This window comes from Streptomyces sp. NPDC002476 (assembly GCF_042889785.1).
Classification (GTDB): Bacteria; Actinomycetota; Actinomycetes; order Streptomycetales; family Streptomycetaceae; genus Streptomyces.
Map to the genome: position 1 here is coordinate 1 of NZ_JBIARH010000021.1, position 16249 is coordinate 16249.

Here is a 16249-nt window from a genome sequence, read left to right on the forward strand (position 1 = left end):
GAGCTCGGGGAAGGGGCGTCGGTGACCGACGACGACGCGGGAGGCGGAGTCGCAGGGCGTCGGGAGCCCGCTCCCTATTGCTCCCCAGGTCGTAAGGGAGTCGCGGGGCGCGCCCCGCGCCGGTCGCACGGTCCTCCGGTCCCCGGGACCCGCGCCCCGCCCGCCCGTCGTACCACCATCCGGAACCACGCCCCAGGAGCAGCTCATGGCCGCGTCCCGGTACACCGTCAGCGATGTGATGACCCATACGGCCGTGGCCATCGGCCGTGATGCCTCGTACAAGGAGATCGTCGAGCTGATGCACGCGTGGAAGGTCAGCGCGGTGCCGGTGCTCGAGGGCGAGGGCCGTGTCGTCGGCGTCGTCTCCGAGGCGGACCTGCTGCCCAAGGAGGAGTTCCGCGAGGACGGCCCGGCGCCGCCCCGCGGGGTCGAGGAGGCGTCCAAGGCCGATGCGGTGCTGGCCGAGGAGCTGATGTCGAGCCCGGCTGTCACGGTCCACGCCGACGCCACGCTCGCCGAGGCCGCCCGGATCATGGCGCGCAGGCAGGTCAAGCGTCTGCCCGTCGTGAACCGCCTCGGCATGCTGGAAGGCGTCGTGAGCCGCAGCGACCTGCTGAAGGTGTTCCTGCGGCCCGACGAGGAGCTGGACGAGGAGATCCGGTCCGCCGTGTTCGCCGGGCTGCCCGTCCCGGACCGTGTGGAGTTCGACGTGCTGGACGGGGTCGTGACCCTTCGGGGGCCCTTCCCGAACCGTGCCCTGCTGCCGCTGCTGGTCCGGGCCGTCCGCGCCGTCGAGGGCGTCGTGGACGTGCGCGTGGAGTCCGTCTGAACGCCGAGTCCCCGGTCAACCCGGGGCCCCGATGCGCCGGGTCCCGGGCCGCCGTCGACCCGAGGCCCCGCGACCGTCGCCGGTACCCGGGTCTCCAGGTCTCAGGGTCTCCGGGTCTCTGAGCGGTCGTCGCACGCGTGCGGGCTGCGGGGCTCCCGGAACGCGGTCGTCCCGCACCGGGCCCCGGCCGGTCCGCGGGGTCCCCGTCCGAGTCGCTCGCCGGTCGCCGGGGCGTCCCTCACGGCGCCGCCTCGGCGCAGGCGGGCGTCGGTGGTCGATGACGGGTCCGCCGGTGTCCGGGGCCCGTCATGACTCGTCCCGCTGCCCGGCCCGGCGCCGCGGAATGAGCTGTACGGGGCAGTGCGCGTGGTGCACCAGGCTGTGCGTGGCGCGGCCGAGCGTGGGGCCGATGTACCCGGGCGACCGCCGTCCGCCCATCACCAGCAGGTCCGCATGGCGCGATGCCTCCACCAGCGCCGCGGCCACGGACAGGCTCTTCTCGGCGTCCGCCCGCACGGACAGTCCCGGGAACTCCTCGCGGATCCGTTCGGTCAGGACGGTCAGATGGCGGGCGTGTTCGCCGACGACACTGCCGACGCCGTCGAGCATGGGCGCGGCGGTCCCGGCGGACTCGAACACATTCCATACGTGGAGCAGGCGCAGCGCCGCCCCGCGGATCTCCGCCTCGCACGCCGCGTACCGGAGGCACTCGGTGTCGTTCTCGTCGCGGACGGCGGCGAGGACGACACCGGTCACTGTCTCGTCGGCCTCGCCCCTGACCACGACGACGGGTGTCGTGGCCGCCGCGACGGTCCTCAGCCCGACGGATCCGAGCATGAGGTACGCGAAGCCGCCCAGCCCCCGGCTGCCGACCACCACGGTGCCGCGGAGCCCCGCGGTGCGTTGCAGGCTGGGCACGGGCGCGCTGCGGCTGAACTCCGCGGTGACGCGCAGGCCGGGGAACCGTTCCGCGACGACGGCCGCCGTGTCCCGCAGCAGTTCGTAGCCCGCGCTGCGCACCCCCTCGATGCTGTCCGCCGAGAGGTAGAGGCTCCGAGTGTCGGTGTCCGCGCCGTGGACGATGTGGAGCAGGGTGCCCCGGCGTGCCGCCTCGTCCGCCGCCCAGAGCACCGCGCGGCGGGCCGGCTCGGAGCCGTCGACGCCGACCACGACGGAGCCCAGTTCGGGGCGGCCGTTGCTGCCTTCCATGGTTTCCTCCTGGCCGTATGGCGTCGGTGGGTCGGCCCCCGCGCCGGGCGCTTCCGGGCGCCGCGCGCACAGGGCCGCTCAGGACCGGCCGGGGGCCGATGATCCCTTTCGTCCCATCCTGCCCCGTCGGTGCGCCCGAACCGGGCCGACCGGCCCCTGCCACGCCCCGTTCGGCCCTCCTCCCCCGAGTGCGGCCCGGCGGATCGTGGCTCGTGGAAGACCTGCGACGCTTCGTCCGTGCGGGTCTCGACAGGGTCCCCGCGAGGCAGCGGGAGGAGCCGCCATGAAACCCATCGGAGGCGGTGGCCTGATGACCGACGAGGTCGTCTCGGCCGTGCCCGCCACCTCCCGCCCGTCCTCGGCGAGGAGAACCGTGTGGCCGGCGTCGTGTCCGGGAGCGACCTGCCGGGCCGGCGGGCGACGGAGCGTCCGGAAGCGGAACCGTTCCGGGCTCCGCGGACCCCTCCCCCCGACAGCCGTGTCCGCGCACGCCGGTCCGGTGGCCGGTGGTCCGGCGCCCACCGTTCCGGCCGGGGTCCGGCTCGCTGCCGCCGACGTCATGTCGGCCTCAGCGGTGGCCGTCCGCACCGGCCGGAGACGGGGACGGATTCCCCCGGTACGCGTCCGCCACGGCCCCGGCCAGACCCGGCCAGGGCCGGAGGGAGGTACGTCATGAACCCACGCATCGTCGTCGGCTTCGACGGAACCGCGGAGAGCGTCGCGGCGTCCCGTTGGGCCGCGCGGGAGGCGGTCCTGCGCGGCGTACCCCTGCATCTCGTTCACGTCGAGGAGACGTTCACGGTCCTCGGCGTCCCCTCGGCCGGACCGGGTCCGCGGCAGGGGGACGCCGACCCGCTGTTGTGCGGGGCCCGCGAGGAACTGCTGGCGCGGCACCCGCGGCTGCGGATCGGCTCCGAATCGCTCGGCGGCCGCCCGGCGGCGGCACTGGCCGGCGCCGCGGCGGACGCGGACATGCTGGTCCTCGGCTCCCGGGGACTGGGCACACTCGCGGGTGTCGTGCTCGGTTCCGTCGGCATGGCGGTCGTCCACGCCCTGGAGCGACCGGTCGTCCTGGTGCGTGCCACGGAGGACGCGGAGCCGGGCCCGCGCGAAGGGCACGCCGAGGGCGGCGTGGTCGTGGGCGTCGACACCGGCCATCCGTGCGACGCCCTGCTCGCCTTCGCGTTCGAGGAGGCGTCATTGCGGCGTTGCGCGCTCGTCGCGGTGCACAGCTGGAGGCCGCCCCCGCTGGCCGGGTACGGAGCCGCGTACAGCCCGGAAGGCCACGCGCAGATGGCCGAGGCCATGAAGAACGAGCTGGACGACCTGCTGAAGCCCTGGCGCGACAGGTGTCCGGCAGTCGCCCTCGACGCACGGTCCGAGATCGGACGCCCGGCCGAGCAGTTGCTGGAAGCGGGCGCCGCGGCGGCTCTCGTGGTCGTCGGCCGCCGCGTCCGCCGGTCCCGGATCGGGGGGCACATCGGTCCGGTGGCCCACGCGATGCTCCACCACTCCACCGCCCCGGTCGCCGTCGTCGCCCACACGTGAGCCGCCGCCCTCGGGACGCCCCGCCCGCCGTGGGGACGCCCCGCCCGCCGTGCGGACCATGGCATGCATACGGCAGACGGTGGGGCCGCGCCGTACGCGACAGGCGCGGTGCGGCACGGCCCGCGCGCCCGGGCCCGGAGGGCCGGTGCCGGAGCGGGCCCCGTCGGTGCCACGCGTCGGTGCCACGCGCCTCGGCCACCCGTCTCCGTCGGGCGTCTCCCTCGCGCGCGCCTCCGTCAGGCGTCCTTGTGGCCGTCGGCCGTGATCCTCTTCACCGGGATACGGTGTGCGGCCTGCCCCGCCCCGGACTCCAGCGTCACGCGCATGGTGAGGATGCCGTCCTCGTACTCCGCCTCGACCCCGTCGGGCGGGATACGGGCCGGGAGACGGACCGTGCGGTGGAACGAGCCGTAGCGGAACTCGGAGTGGTTCTTCTCCTCCTTGCTCTCGGTGTGCTCGGCCCCGACGGTCAGGGTGTCGCCCTCGACCGTGATGTGGATGTCCTTCTCCGGGTCCATCCCGGGCAGTTCGGCGCGCAGTGTGTACTGCCCCTCCTTGCCGCTCATCTCGATCGGGATGGTGTGGACATCGGGCGCGGACCGCCACGGGAAGCGGGGGAATTCCGTCCCGAACCAGTCCGTGAGGTCGGGGAAGCGGCCGTGCCTGCGCTCCGGGTGAGTTCCTGACATGGTGTCCTCATCCTTTCCCGCGGCGGCTGCGCCGCCGCTCGTCTCCGTCCGCCGTGGTCCGTGACGCTCGCGGCGGCCCGTTCCACGAGGAGTTCCCGGCCGGGGTCGGCCGCTGCCGGCCCTCAGTAGGGCATGGGGCGGCCGGAAGGCGTGCGCAGATCCGGCTCGGGGGGTCTGCGGGGGCTCCTCGGCCGGATCCGGATCCGGATCCGTGTGCGCCACATGGTTCTCACCTCTTCGGGAGGCGGAATCGCTTCTCCGGGTGACGGAAGCGCTCCCGCCGCTCCGGAGGCGGTCCGGGACGTGCGTCCCGTCCGACTTCCACGATCGCCCCGCGGGCGGGTACACCGCAGTGCCGAGTGGGCCACAGCTTGGAGGGGCCGATCGGCCCATGGCCGGGACCGTCCGGAAGGGGAGTCCGGCCCAGCGGAAGCCCCGGACGGGGCCGGGGCCCGATCCCGTCGCCGGTACTGGTCCCGGCACCGGAGAGGGATCAGACGCCCCGGTAGAGGCGTTCGAGGTCGATGAGCATGACCTCGCCCCGTGCATGGGCCGCGTGCAGCTCGGGGCTGAACCCGGCGGCGCCGTAGAGCGCCAGGCGGACATGGCCGGTCCCGTCGCGGGATTCGAGGCGCTCCAGGACACGGCGCAGTCGCTGCAGATGGTGCATGTCCATGCTGGTGTTCCAGCGCGCGATCCCCAGGGACAGGAGGGGGCCGCTCAGGAGACCGTCCTTGCGGCGGACCACGACCTCGGCGTCGAGGCCGGCGGTCGCCGACGGGTCGCTGAGGGAGCCGTGGGCCGCGGTGACCCGGTCGGCCCCGAGGGCGGTCCAGTCGGCGTACGAGGCGGCCCAGTCCCGGCAGACCTGGGCGAACCGGCGTCCGGCGACCAGCGTGTCGAAGTCGGTCCGCGCCTCCTGCCACACGGTTTCGGCATCGCTCTGTTCGAGGGCGGCCCTGCGCGGGCGTGCCACGGCGTGCTCGAAGGCCAGGAGCGGGTCCGCGATGTGGTGGCGCGTGATCCCCGGCTGCAGTCCGTCCGGTTGCGAGTGGAGCAGGCCGTGGTCGCGGAGGAGGGCGAGGGCGCGCGAGGTGTCGGCGAGCTGCTGCCCGAGGTAGGCGGCCACCCCGCCGTGGGTCGTGCAGCCCATGGCCAGCGCGGTGAGCACGGAGTGGCAGATGACGCGGCCCCGGGGCCCGGTCTCCTCGTCGAGCAGGTGGCGGGCCTCGTGGAACAGCGGCATGCGCGGATTCAGCACGGTGCGGCAGACCCAGGCGTCGAAGTCGTCCGGGCCGGCGGGGACGTCGTCGTTCACGTAGTCGTGCCGGTAGGCGGGCGTGCCTCCGACCACGGTATGGACGAGGAGGGCGAGCCTCGGGTCGTCGATCCCCCACAGCCGTGCGGCCTCCCGGAAGTCCAGGGGCCGGATGTCGAGTATCAGGCGGGTGAGGGCGCGCAGCGGGGCGGACGAGGCGAACAGCCGGGTCATCACCGGCGCGGTCTCACCGGCGAGCAGCAGGCGCGCACGGTTCCCCGGCGGCGGCCGGTCGGAGTGCCGGAGGGCGCTCTGGATGACGGACGGCAGGGCCGGGCTCGCCGCGACGAGGTCGGGGAACGAGTCGATGACGACGGGCAGGGGCCGGTCGTCGCCCAGGGCCAGCAGGGCGTCGAGGCACTCCTTCCAGCCGCGCCAGGGGCCGGGCCGCCCGGCCTCGCGGTGACGCGCGTACTCCTCGCCCACCCTGCGCAGGGCCTCGGCCTCGGTGGCCTGCTGGCCGCAGAAGTAGAACCCGCCCGTGGCGCGTGCCACCGATTCCAGCAGGAGCGTCTTGCCCTGGCGGGGGCGCCCCGTGACGACGCCCAGGTCCGTCCCCGGATGGGGATCCCCGGCGAAGGACACCAGGGCCTCCCATTCGTTCTCCCTGTCGAAGAGCCGGTCGGGTCTGGGCGGGCGGCCCGGGCCGGTGACCGCGGTCTGCTGCTGTCCGTGTACGGCGTTCACTCCAGGCACCTCCGGAACCGCCCCGGGCTCCGCCGCGGGATCGTCCCGGGGCTACGGCGCTCCTTCATTCTCGGACGGGCGGACGGCGGGCGCGCGTCGTGCCGTCCGTCCCCTCGCGGCTGACCGCACCGGTCCGGTGACGTCCGCACGTCAGGGGCCGCCGCAGGGCAGCCGGAACCCGTGCTGGTCCCCCGCGCCCACCGTCACCAGGCGTTCCCCGGCCGGTCGGACCGACAGCGGCGGCGCGAGCCGTGATCGGGGCACGCGGATGCCCAGCCGGCCGGGAAGGAGCCGGATCCAAAGGTCCCGGTGCCCGTGGACGGTCGCGCGCCGGGTCTCGTCGTCGAGCCGGCGGACGCCGGCGCGTGCGTCACGTGCGCGACGGCGCGTGGGAGGGGGCGCCCGGCGGGCGGTCCGACGACGTGGTGCCCGCCTGCTCCGGCGCGTGTGCCCGCCCTCGCCTCCGCGCCTGGGCCGGTCGGCCCCCGCCCGGTCCTGTCGGCCCCTGTCCCCCATGGCATCGGGGGCGTGAGGATGAGAGCGTTGCCTCCTGACCGGCGGACGGTGAACGGCGAGCCTCCGGGTCTGCCCCGGGTCCGCCCGGACGGTCCGGTCGGGTCCCCCGGTCCCGGTCGGTCTGCAGGCCCGCCGGTCCCGCCCATCCACCGAGGAATGCCATGACCTCTGCCGGCTACACCGTCTCCGACGTGATGACGAAGACCGTCGTCACGGTCGCGCCCGACACGGAATTCAAGGAGATCGTCACGGTCATGGAGCGGTGGAAGGTCACCGCCGTCCCGGTCGTCGACGACGCGTCCCGTGTCGTCGGCGTCGTCTCCGAAGCCGATCTGCTCGCGAAGGAGGAGTTCCGCGCGCGCCGGATCGGCATGATCGAGCAGATGAGGCGTCTCGGCGACACCGCCAAGGCGGGCTCGGTCCGGGCCGGTGAACTGATGTCGAGCCCCGCGGTCACGGTGCGGCCCGACGCGCCGCTTCCGCAGGCGGCCCGCCTCATGGCCGACCGGCGTGTCAAACGCCTTCCGGTCGTGGACGCCGACGGCGGCCTCGAGGGCGTCGTCAGCCGTGCCGACCTCCTCAAGGTGTTTCTCCGGCCCGACGAGGCGCTCGCCGCCGACGTACGCCGAGAGGTCGTCTACCGGCTGTTCCCCGGCGCGGACCGGTCGGTGGAGGTCGCGGTCGCCCGGGGCGTGGTCACCCTGTCCGGTCGCATCCATGACAGCTCCCTGATTCCCGTCGCGGCCCGCCTCGCGCAGTCCGTGGAAGGCGTGGTCGACGTGGACTGCCGGCTCGAGGGCGCGGCACGCGCCTGAGCCGGCAGTCCCGGACGCCCCTGAAGGTGCGGCGCGTCGTCGTGCGCGACACGCCGTTGAGGGGTGCGGGACGAACAGGACCGAGCGGCGCGTGTGGTGCAGCACGGCGTGCGTCACGCCCGGCCGGGCGGGCGACGGTGCGCAGTGTCTCGCTGTCGCGTTCGTCCCGCGCCGCCACCAGCACGACGCCCGCCCGTTCGCGTTCCTCACCGGGCACGACGACGACCGGGACCGACGCGTGGACGAGCAGGTCGAGCGAGTCCGACCCGACCAGCAGGGGCGCGAATCCCCCGCGCCCGCGCGAGCCGACGAGCACCGCGGCGTCGGTGCCGACCACGGCCGAACCTGTCATGACCACGTCCTGCGAAGTGCTGCTCATGGTCTCTCTCCTCGCGATTCCGCGGCGCTCGCCGTTCCTCGGACCCGACGTTCCCGCGGCTCGGACGGCTCTCCGAACCCGGGGATTTCCGCAGCTCGAACGCGGTCGTCTTGGGTCCGTAGGGTCATGCTGTGCCTCCTGCCGGGGCCGTGACACGGGCTGTGCGGGCGCGAGACCAGGCCGGTCGGCCCATGCGCCGCGCTCCGGGGTGGCGCACCATGGACCCGACGAGGCACATGTGGAACGGCGGAAGGACGCGGGGTACGGCGGCGGGGCAGTCGGCGGACCGGAACACCCACGAGGGGCCGGAGCGGATCCCCGACGGCCGGTACGGATCCACGAAGGACGTGTAGGACATGATGCGCGCAGAGAGTCACCCGTCGGGCGAGTGCCCGGAACGGGCCCCTTCGGGAGAGCTGGGCCGCCGGGTGGCGATGCGGCGCGAACAGCTCGGGCTCAGCCGGGAGCAGGTCGCCGAGCGGGCCGGTGCCGCGCCGGGCTACCTCCAGTACGTCGAGGAGCACCAGGCGACACCCGGCATCGGCTTCCTGCTGCGGCTGGCCGAGGCACTGGAGAGCACGGTGGCCGAGCTGACCGGGTGCACCACCGATCTGCCTCCCGGCCTGGGCCACGCCGGATATCACACGCAACTGCTGGAGCTCGACCCTCAGGAGTGTCATCTGCTGCTGTCCACGCACGGCGTGGGCCGGGTCGGCACGATGACGGACGACGGGCCCACCATCCTCCCGGTCAACTACGTCGTGGACGGCGAGCACATCGCCTACCGGAGCGCCCGCGGCTCGCTCCTGACCGCCGTCGCGGGCCGGACGGTCGCCTTCGAGGTGGACCACGTCGACGAGGCGCTGAGCCAGGGATGGAGCGTCCTCGTCGTCGGCACGGCGGCGGCCGTCGACGATCGGGAGGCCGCCCGGCGGCTGGACGAGCACGCCTACACCACGCCCTGGGCCGGCGGCTCGCGCAATGTGTGGCTGACGATCACCCCCACGCGCGTCACCGGGCGGCGCATCCGTGTCCTCGACAGCCATGCCGCCCCGGGTGGCGGCCACCGGACGGACGGACGGAGCCGGGACGGTGCACGGGCCTGAACCCCGCCGCGCGGAAGGCCCGCCGCCATCGCGGGGTGCGGCGCGGGCCGTCCGGCCGCCGCGGGGCCCGTTCGGCCCTGGTGTGCCGCTCGCGGCGCGGACCACGATGGGTGAGGTCGGATCCGCACCGCCCGCGGGCAGCGGGTCCGTACCGCCCGTCGACGACGAGGAGGGCGCCATGAGCACGGAGTCCGGGTTCTCGCCAGACAGGCCGATCCGTGTGTTCCTGCTCGACGACCACGAGGTCGTCAGGCGCGGGGTGCAGGACCTGCTGGACGCGGAGCCGGACATCGAGGTCGTCGGCGACGCGGGCACAGCCGATCAGGCGCTGGCCCGCGGCCCGGCACTCCGTCCCGATGTCGCGATTCTCGACGTGCGGCTGCCGGACGGCGACGGCATCACGGTCTGCCGTGAACTGCGCTCCCGGATGCCGGAACTGGCCTGTCTGATGCTCACCTCGTTCGACGACGACGAAGCGCTGCTCGACGCCATCATGGCCGGCGCGGCCGGTTACGTGCTCAAGGAGATCAAGGGCTCCGACCTCGTCGCCGCCGTCCGCACCCTGGCCGCCGGGCGCTCCACCCTCGATCCGGCGACCACGGCCCGGCTGATGAACAGCCTGCGCGACGAGGAGTTCGGCGCCGAATCCGTACAGGACGACGCGCTGTCGGGGCTTTCGCCGCGGGAGAAGGACGTCCTCGCCCTGATTGGCGAGGGACTGACCAACAGCCAGATCGGCAAGCGCCTCTATCTGTCCGAGAAGACGGTCAAGAACCACATCTCGCGTCTGCTGGCCAAGCTCGGGGTCGAGCGGCGTATTCAGGCGGCCGTGATCGCGGCGCACAGCGCGGACTCCGCCCCGACCGCCGGTGGTGCGGGGCACCGCCGACGATGACCGCGGTCCCGGGACGCTCCCGGGGCCCTCGGGAGGGACGAGCCATCGGGACGGGGACGCCCGCGGGGAGGCCGTCGGAGCGGGTACGGCACGGCGGGCATCAGGGCTGTCGCAGCGGTACCCACCAGCACAGCCGGGTGCCGTCGCCCCGCCCCGACAGTCCCACGTCCATCTCGCCGCCCAGCTTCTCCGCACGCCGCGCGAGGTTGTCGAGCCCGCTCCGGGAGACCCCGTGCCCGGGCATCCCGACCCCGTCGTCGGACACGACGAGCTTCAGCCGCCCGTTGCCCACCGTCAGTGAGACATCCACCGCCGCGGCCCGCGCGTGGCGCGCGACATTGGTCAGGGCCTCGCCGAGGACCGTGATCACCTGCTCGGCGACATCGGCCGGAACGTCCGTGTCGATCAGCCCGGCCATGCGCAGGGACGGCTGGAACCCGAGGGTGCGGGCGGACTGCTCGACCGCCCTCGCCGTCCTGACGCGCAGTCCCTGACCGGTCCGGCCGGGGTCACGGGCGCGGAGGCCGAAGATGGTCGACCGGATGATCTTGATGGTCTCGTCCAGGTCGTCCACCGCGCGCAGCAGCCGTTCGCTCGCCTGCGGCTGCTCCACGAGGCGTACCACGCTCTGCAGGGTCATGCCGGTGGCGAACAGTCGTTGGATGGCCAGGTCGTGCAGGTCGCGGGCGATGCGGTCGCGTTCCTCCAGCAGGGCGATCTGCTCGGCGGACTCGCGCCGCCCGGTGAGCTCCATGGCCAGGGCCGCCTGTCCGGCGAACGCCAGCAGGGGCGCGGTCTCCGTCTCCGTGAAGACGGGGCTGCCGCGTGCCCGGGCCAACAGCAGCACCCCGCACGTCCGCCTGCCCGTGGCCATGGGGACGGCGACCGCGGGGCCGAGCCCCGTCCGCCGCGGAAAGCCGTCGGTGTTCCTCGGGTCGTGCGCGATGTCGGGGCTGGTGATGGGCTCGCCGGCGTCGAGCGCGGCCCCGGTGAACGATCCCTCGCACGACAGGGTCAGACCGCGGTACCGCTCGGCGTCCGGACCGGCCGCCAGGGCCACACGGACGGAGTGCCTCCCGGAGGGGAGCGCCAGGATGCCGAGATCGGCGGCGAGAATGCGGGAGGAGCGGTCGACGATCATGCGCCGGACGTCCGCGTCGTCGGCGCCGCCCAGCAGTCCCGCGACGATCTCGTTGCCGGCCTCCTGCCAGCGTTGGCGATCGCGTGTGCGCGCGTACTCGCGGGCGTTCTCGATGGCGACCCCCGCCGCCACCGCGAGCGTCGACAGAACGGTCTCGTCCTCCGCGTCGAATTCGCGCCCGCCACGCTTCTCGGTGAGGTAGAGGTTGCCGAACACCTCGTCGCGGATCCTGACGGGCACTCCCAGGAACGAGCGCATCGGGGGGTGGTGCGGCGGCAGTCCGTAGGACGCGGAATGTCCGGAGAGCTCCGCGAGCCGCAGCGGCCGGGGGTGGCGGATCAGCTCGCCGAGGATGCCGTACCCCTCGGGCAGCGGGCCGATGGCCTCGCGCTCCTCGTCCGTGACGCCCACGGTCAGGAACTGGGTGAGCCGGGTCCCCTCCCCGACCACCCCCAGGGCCCCGTACTCGGCGTCGACCACGACGACGGCGGCCTCGACGATGCGGCGCAGCACCTGCGACAGGTCGAGCTCCCGCCCGACCGACATGACGGCCTCCAGCAGCAGGGCCACCTCGGCGGGGCCGCGCTTCACGGCGTCGAGGCGACCCTGGAGATCCTCGGGCAGCGTGCTCAGCCGACGGCGTTCCCCACCGCGTCTTTCAGTCCCGGTGTCGCCCACGGTGCCTCCGTCCTGCCCCCACGCGTACGGGGCCGGCCACACCTCCACGTTAATCTCCGTACGCCGATCGGCATCCGGTACGCGGAACCGCCCCGTTCCCGCGACTTCCCCCCGTACGGGGTTCGGCTCGGGTGAGTACGACGGCAGGAAGTGCAGCTCGATCCCGTCCTTGTGGTCGGCGAGCCAGGTCCGGACGGTCTTCGAGCGGTGGGCCGAGTGCCGGTCGACGATCAGGTGGACCTTGCGGTCGAAATGCCCGACGAGCCGGTCCAGGAAGCGGCACATGGTCTTCGCGTCGAACGACTCGGTGAAGACCATGAAGTGCATCCGGCCCTTCGTGCTGATCGCGGACATCGCGTTCACGGAGAACCGGTTCCCGGTGCGGCGGACGACCGGCGTCGTGCCTCTGGCACCCCAGGTGCGGCCGGTGACCTGGTCCGAGCGGACCCCGACCTGACCGGCGAAGAGGACCTCACCCCTCTCCGCCTTCGCTCTGGCCCGGATCGCCGGCCAGGTCTCCTCGTGCCGGACGCGGACCGCTTCCGCGTCCTGCTCGACGGCCCGCTCGTCCGGACGCTGGAACGTCAGCCCCCATCGCTTGAGGTACTTGCCCACCCCTGGCTCGGTGAACCGGATCCGGTACAGCTTGAAGATCAGCTCGCCTGCCAGGGCCCGTGTCCACAGCTGACCGGAAAGTCCCAGGCCGGAGGGGGGCGTGATCGAGGACGGCCCGTCGGACGGCGGCCTGCTCGGCCTCGGACAGTGCCTGATGCTCGCCCACCCGGCGGCCACGCGGACGGAACAGCAGCGCGTCCCGGCCACCGGTCCGCCACCTCGTCCACCAGTTGTCCACGGCCCTGACCGACACCTTGAACAGGGCCGCGACCTCTGCCCGGCCCCGCCCCTCCACCAGCGCGGACACCGCCAGCAACCACACAGCCTCCTGCGCATCCGGCGACCAGGTCCGCGCATCCCCCACCAGATCACTCACACACCGTCAACGAGCATGAACCCAAAGCATTTCGGATCAATACGAGCCGGTCCGCCGGCGCACGCCCGGCATGGACGTACGCCTTCTCCTGTTCCGCACAGATCCCGCAGACCGGGCTCGCGCCACCTTCACGCCGGACACCGCCTGACCAGGAAGCGGACACCCGCCAGGCTCATCCCGGCGAGCCTTCAAGCCCCGGTTTCGATGTCGTCCAAGCATTTCGACGCATCAGCAGTGGTTCGCTCGCGCTCGCCTTCCCGATCCCCACCTGACGCCCTTCCAAGGACGCCTTTCCCTCCGACGCTCACCACGACGGTCTTCAGCCAGCGCAGCAGGAGACGGTTTGGAGCCTCCCTCCGCGGGGGCGACTCCGAGGGACCAAACCCTCATCACCTGTGCAGCACCATCCAGTTGCTACCGACCTACACCGGCAGCCCCTTTCCGTTCAGGACACACGAAGGCCGTCGCTTTTTTCAGGATCTCGATCGTCTGCTGCTGTTCGCGGACCTCCTTGCGCAGCCGCTTGAGTTTCTCGCGTTCGGCACTGGTCAGTTCACCGGACTCGCTCTCGCCCCGGTCCGTCTTGGCCCGGCGGTACCAGCCGCGCAGGGACTCCGAGCTGACGCCGAGCTCCCGGGACGGCGGTGACCGTCTTGCCCGAGGAATCGACGAGCGAGATTGCGTCCCGCTTGAACTCCTCGGTGTACCGCTTCGTGTACTTGCTTCTCACCCGGTGCTACTTCCTCTGGAACCTCAAGATCCCAGTCTCCGGGGGTCCACGATCGAGGGGAAGCTTCAGTGCCAACTAAGGGCTGTCCCGTAATCCCTGGCGGGCGCGCGACGGATTACGGGACAGCCCTTAGTCCTGGTTTGTGACAACTAAAATCTGTGGTCGCAACGGGCTCACCGTCGTACGCGCGGCATCCCCAGCCCGATCCACGAGATGATCTCCCGCTGGATCTCGTTGTTGCCGCCGCCGAAGGTGAAGACGACGGCCGACCGGTAGCCGCGTTCGAGTTCGCCGTGCAGCACGGCGCCCGCCGAGCCCTCCTTGAGGGGGGCCGCCGATCCGACCACCTCCATCAGCCAGGCGTAGGCGTCGCGGCGGGCCTCGGAGCCGTAGACCTTGACGGCGGAGGCGTCCTGCGGGGTGAGGGTTCCGTCCTGGACGGCGGACACCATCCGCCAGTTGAGCAGCCTCATGGCGTCGAGCCTGGCGTGGGTGCGGGCGAGGAGGGCGCGGACCCAGCCGAGGTCGACGACGCGGCGGCCGTCGGCGATCCGGGTGTCCGTGGCCCAGCGCTGGACGTCGTGGAGGGCGCGGACGGCCATGGTGCCGTGGGCGGCGAGGGTGACGCGTTCGTGGTTGAGCTGATTGGTGATCAGCCGCCAGCCCTTGTTCTCCTCGCCGACGCGGTGGGAGACCGGGACGCGCACGTTCTCGTAGTAGCTCGCGGTGGTGTCGTGGGAGGCGAGAGTGTTGATCAGCGTGCAGGAGTAGCCGGGGTCGGTGGTCGGGACGAGCAGCATGGTGATGCCCCGGTGCGGGGGCGCGTCCGGGTCGGTGCGGACGGCGAGCCAGACCCAGTCCGCGGTGTCGCCGTTGGTGGTCCAGATCTTCTGCCCGTTGACGACGTACGTGTCGCCGTCGCGCACGGCCCGTGTCCTGAGCGCGGCGAGGTCGGTGCCCGCGTCGGGTTCGCTGTAGCCGATGGCGAAGTCGATCTCGCCGGAGAGGATCTTCGGCAGGAAGTAGCGCTTCTGCTCGTCGGTGCCGAACTGCATGATGGTGGGGCCGACGGTGTTGAGGGCCATCAACGGCAGCGGCACGCCCGCCTGGGCCGCCTCGTCGAAGAAGATGAACTGTTCCCTCGGGCTCAGGCCGCTGCCGCCGTACTCCACGGGCCAGCCGGCGCCGAGGCGGCCGTCGGCTCCCAGGCGCCGGATCGTCTCGCGGTAGAACTTCTTCTGCGCCGCGGGGTCGGTGTGGCGGACAAAGGCGTTCTCGGGGACCAGTTCGGCGAAGTACGCACGCAGTTCGGCGCGCAACTGCTGCTGTTCAGGCGTGTATGCGAGGTGCACGGCCCCTCCAGGAGTCTCGCGGTCGCGTCGCTCGTGTGCGGCGGCGCACACAGTAGAACGTGTTGCAAGAATCTGGAAGGGCCGGGGCGGACCCGAGGGGGGCGGCGCTCGACGGCGCGCGCCCGACGGGGGGTCAGCGCTTGACGGCGCGCAGGACGACGAACTTCGGGTTGCCAGCGACGGTGGCGCAGTCGCCGAAGATGCGGCGCAGCCGGATGTGGTGGCCGAGGTGCCGGTTGCCCACGACCCACAGCTCGCCGCCCGGGCGCAGCGCGGCGTGCGCTCCCCGGAACATGGCGCGGGCCGTCGCGTCGGTGGTGGCCTGGTGGGAGTGGAACGGCGGGTTGTTGAGCACCAGGTCCACGCTGCCGGGCGGCACGTCCGTGAGTCCGTCGCCGACCACGAAGTCGGCCTCGGCGCCGGGTCCGGCGTTGGCCCGGAAGGTCTCCTCGGCGGAGGCGACCGCCTGGTACGACTCGTCGATGAACGTGACCCTGGCCGCGGGGTTGGCGAGCGCGGCGGACAGCCCGACGACGCCGTTGCCGCAGCCGAGATCGACGACCCGGTCCGGGCCGCTGCGCGCGGGGAGGTGCCCCAGGAAGAAGCGGGTGCCGATGTCGAGGCGGTCGGCGCAGAAGACCCCGGCGTGGTTGGTGACCGTCCGGCCGGAGGCCGGGCCGATGCCCTCGGGCAGGGCGTAGCGGAGCGGCCAGGGACTGGGCGTACGCGCCTTCACCGGATCGGGCGTGCAGAAGACGAGCCGGGCCTTCCTGACCGCCAGGGAGGTGCGGGTCGGGCCGATGATCCGCTCGAAGAGCGCGAGCGTGGAGGTGTGGATCTCCTTGGCCATGCCCGTTCCGATGACGACGGTGCCGGCGTGGATGGCCGGGGCGAGCCGGTGCAGCTGGTCCTCCAGGAGAGCGAGGCTCTTGGGGACGCGCACCAGCAGGACGTCGACGCGGTCGGGCGGCGTGTCCCTGGTGGACAGCAGGCGCACGGCGTCCGCTCCGATGCCGTTGCGTTCCAGATTGGCGCGGGTCGCGCGCTGGGACAGACAGGAGTCGGTGATCAGCACGGGACGGTGCGCCGCCAGGGCGGTGCCCAGGGCGCCCCAGCGGTCGCCCACCACGACCACGGTGCCCGACAGGCCGATCGGCTCCGTCCCGTCGGCGCCCTCCAGCCGCCGCAGCAGATACTCGTCGGCGGCGTCCCAGGCACGGAACGGATCGCGCGGGTCCTCGGGGAAGCGGGCCAGCTCGTATCCGGCCTCTGACGTCGTCAAACGGTTCATCGTGCACCCAGGCTAGCCGAGCCGCGGGCAGCGCCTCGCACGCTCCCCGCCGCCGGCTCCCGGGTGCTGCCGCGC

General features: G+C 73.0%; 12 protein-coding genes and 1 pseudogene. 6 read left to right on the forward strand and 7 right to left on the reverse strand.

All coding sequences use genetic code 11. From position 1 onward, the window contains the following. The first annotated feature begins 205 nt into the window (after positions 1-205). Positions 206-829, forward strand: a complete 624-nt coding sequence (locus ACFYXM_RS22885; RefSeq protein WP_389291857.1) for a CBS domain-containing protein — start codon at positions 206-208, stop codon at positions 827-829. Positions 830-1135: 306 nt separating this feature from the next. Here the strand turns inward: ACFYXM_RS22885 and ACFYXM_RS22890 are convergent, their stop codons facing one another. Then, the gene (locus tag ACFYXM_RS22890; protein WP_389291859.1) at positions 1136-2038 is read right to left on the reverse strand and encodes a universal stress protein; all 903 of its coding nucleotides are present in this window, start codon (positions 2036-2038) and stop codon (positions 1136-1138) included. A 672-nt stretch (positions 2039-2710) separates the two neighbouring features. Here ACFYXM_RS22890 and ACFYXM_RS22895 point away from each other — a divergent pair. Continuing rightward, positions 2711-3586: a universal stress protein gene (locus ACFYXM_RS22895; RefSeq protein ID WP_389291861.1), complete on the forward strand. Its 876-nt coding sequence runs from the start codon at positions 2711-2713 to the stop codon at positions 3584-3586. Positions 3587-3822: 236 nt separating this feature from the next. Here ACFYXM_RS22895 and ACFYXM_RS22900 read toward each other — a convergent pair whose 3' ends face one another. Then, a complete protein-coding gene (locus ACFYXM_RS22900; RefSeq protein WP_389291862.1) occupies positions 3823-4275 on the reverse strand; it encodes an Hsp20/alpha crystallin family protein in 453 nt (150 codons plus the stop codon). A 493-nt stretch (positions 4276-4768) separates the two neighbouring features. After that, the gene (locus ACFYXM_RS22905; RefSeq protein WP_389291864.1) at positions 4769-6280 is read right to left on the reverse strand and encodes an ATP-binding protein; all 1512 of its coding nucleotides are present in this window, start codon (positions 6278-6280) and stop codon (positions 4769-4771) included. Between the two features lie 677 nt (positions 6281-6957). Between ACFYXM_RS22905 and ACFYXM_RS22910 the strand changes: the two genes are divergently transcribed. The 4 genes from ACFYXM_RS22910 to ACFYXM_RS22925 all read left to right on the forward strand — a co-directional run bounded on the left by ACFYXM_RS22910 (position 6958) and on the right by ACFYXM_RS22925 (position 9991). Beyond that, on the forward strand, positions 6958-7611 hold the full coding sequence (locus tag ACFYXM_RS22910) for a CBS domain-containing protein (protein WP_389291866.1): 654 nt from the start codon (positions 6958-6960) through the stop codon (positions 7609-7611). 597 nt (positions 7612-8208) lie between these two features. Beyond that, complete coding sequence (locus tag ACFYXM_RS22915) at positions 8209-8343, forward strand: hypothetical protein (protein WP_389291867.1); 135 nt, start codon at positions 8209-8211, stop codon at positions 8341-8343. Between the two features lie 3 nt (positions 8344-8346). After that, complete coding sequence (locus ACFYXM_RS22920; protein WP_389291869.1) at positions 8347-9096, forward strand: helix-turn-helix domain-containing protein; 750 nt, start codon at positions 8347-8349, stop codon at positions 9094-9096. A gap of 178 nt (positions 9097-9274) precedes the next feature. After that, the gene (locus ACFYXM_RS22925; protein ID WP_389291871.1) at positions 9275-9991 is read left to right on the forward strand and encodes a response regulator; all 717 of its coding nucleotides are present in this window, start codon (positions 9275-9277) and stop codon (positions 9989-9991) included. Between the two features lie 100 nt (positions 9992-10091). Here ACFYXM_RS22925 and ACFYXM_RS22930 read toward each other — a convergent pair whose 3' ends face one another. The 4 genes and pseudogenes from ACFYXM_RS22930 to ACFYXM_RS22945 form a co-directional block, all read right to left on the reverse strand. After that, a complete protein-coding gene (locus ACFYXM_RS22930) occupies positions 10092-12632 on the reverse strand; it encodes an IS630 family transposase (protein WP_389291872.1) in 2541 nt (846 codons plus the stop codon). Further along, positions 12619-12801, reverse strand: a pseudogene (locus ACFYXM_RS22935) (helix-turn-helix domain-containing protein); the annotation flags it as partial. The gene ACFYXM_RS22930 and the pseudogene ACFYXM_RS22935, both read right to left, overlap by 14 nt. Positions 12802-13704: 903 nt before the next feature. Next, positions 13705-14883, reverse strand: coding sequence for an acyl-CoA dehydrogenase family protein (locus ACFYXM_RS22940; RefSeq protein WP_389291874.1), 1179 nt, complete (start codon positions 14881-14883; stop codon positions 13705-13707). A 133-nt stretch (positions 14884-15016) separates the two neighbouring features. Next, entirely contained in the window at positions 15017-16174 is a 1158-nt protein-coding gene (locus ACFYXM_RS22945) for a methyltransferase (RefSeq protein ID WP_389291876.1), read from the reverse strand. Between the last annotated feature and the right edge of the window lie 75 nt (positions 16175-16249).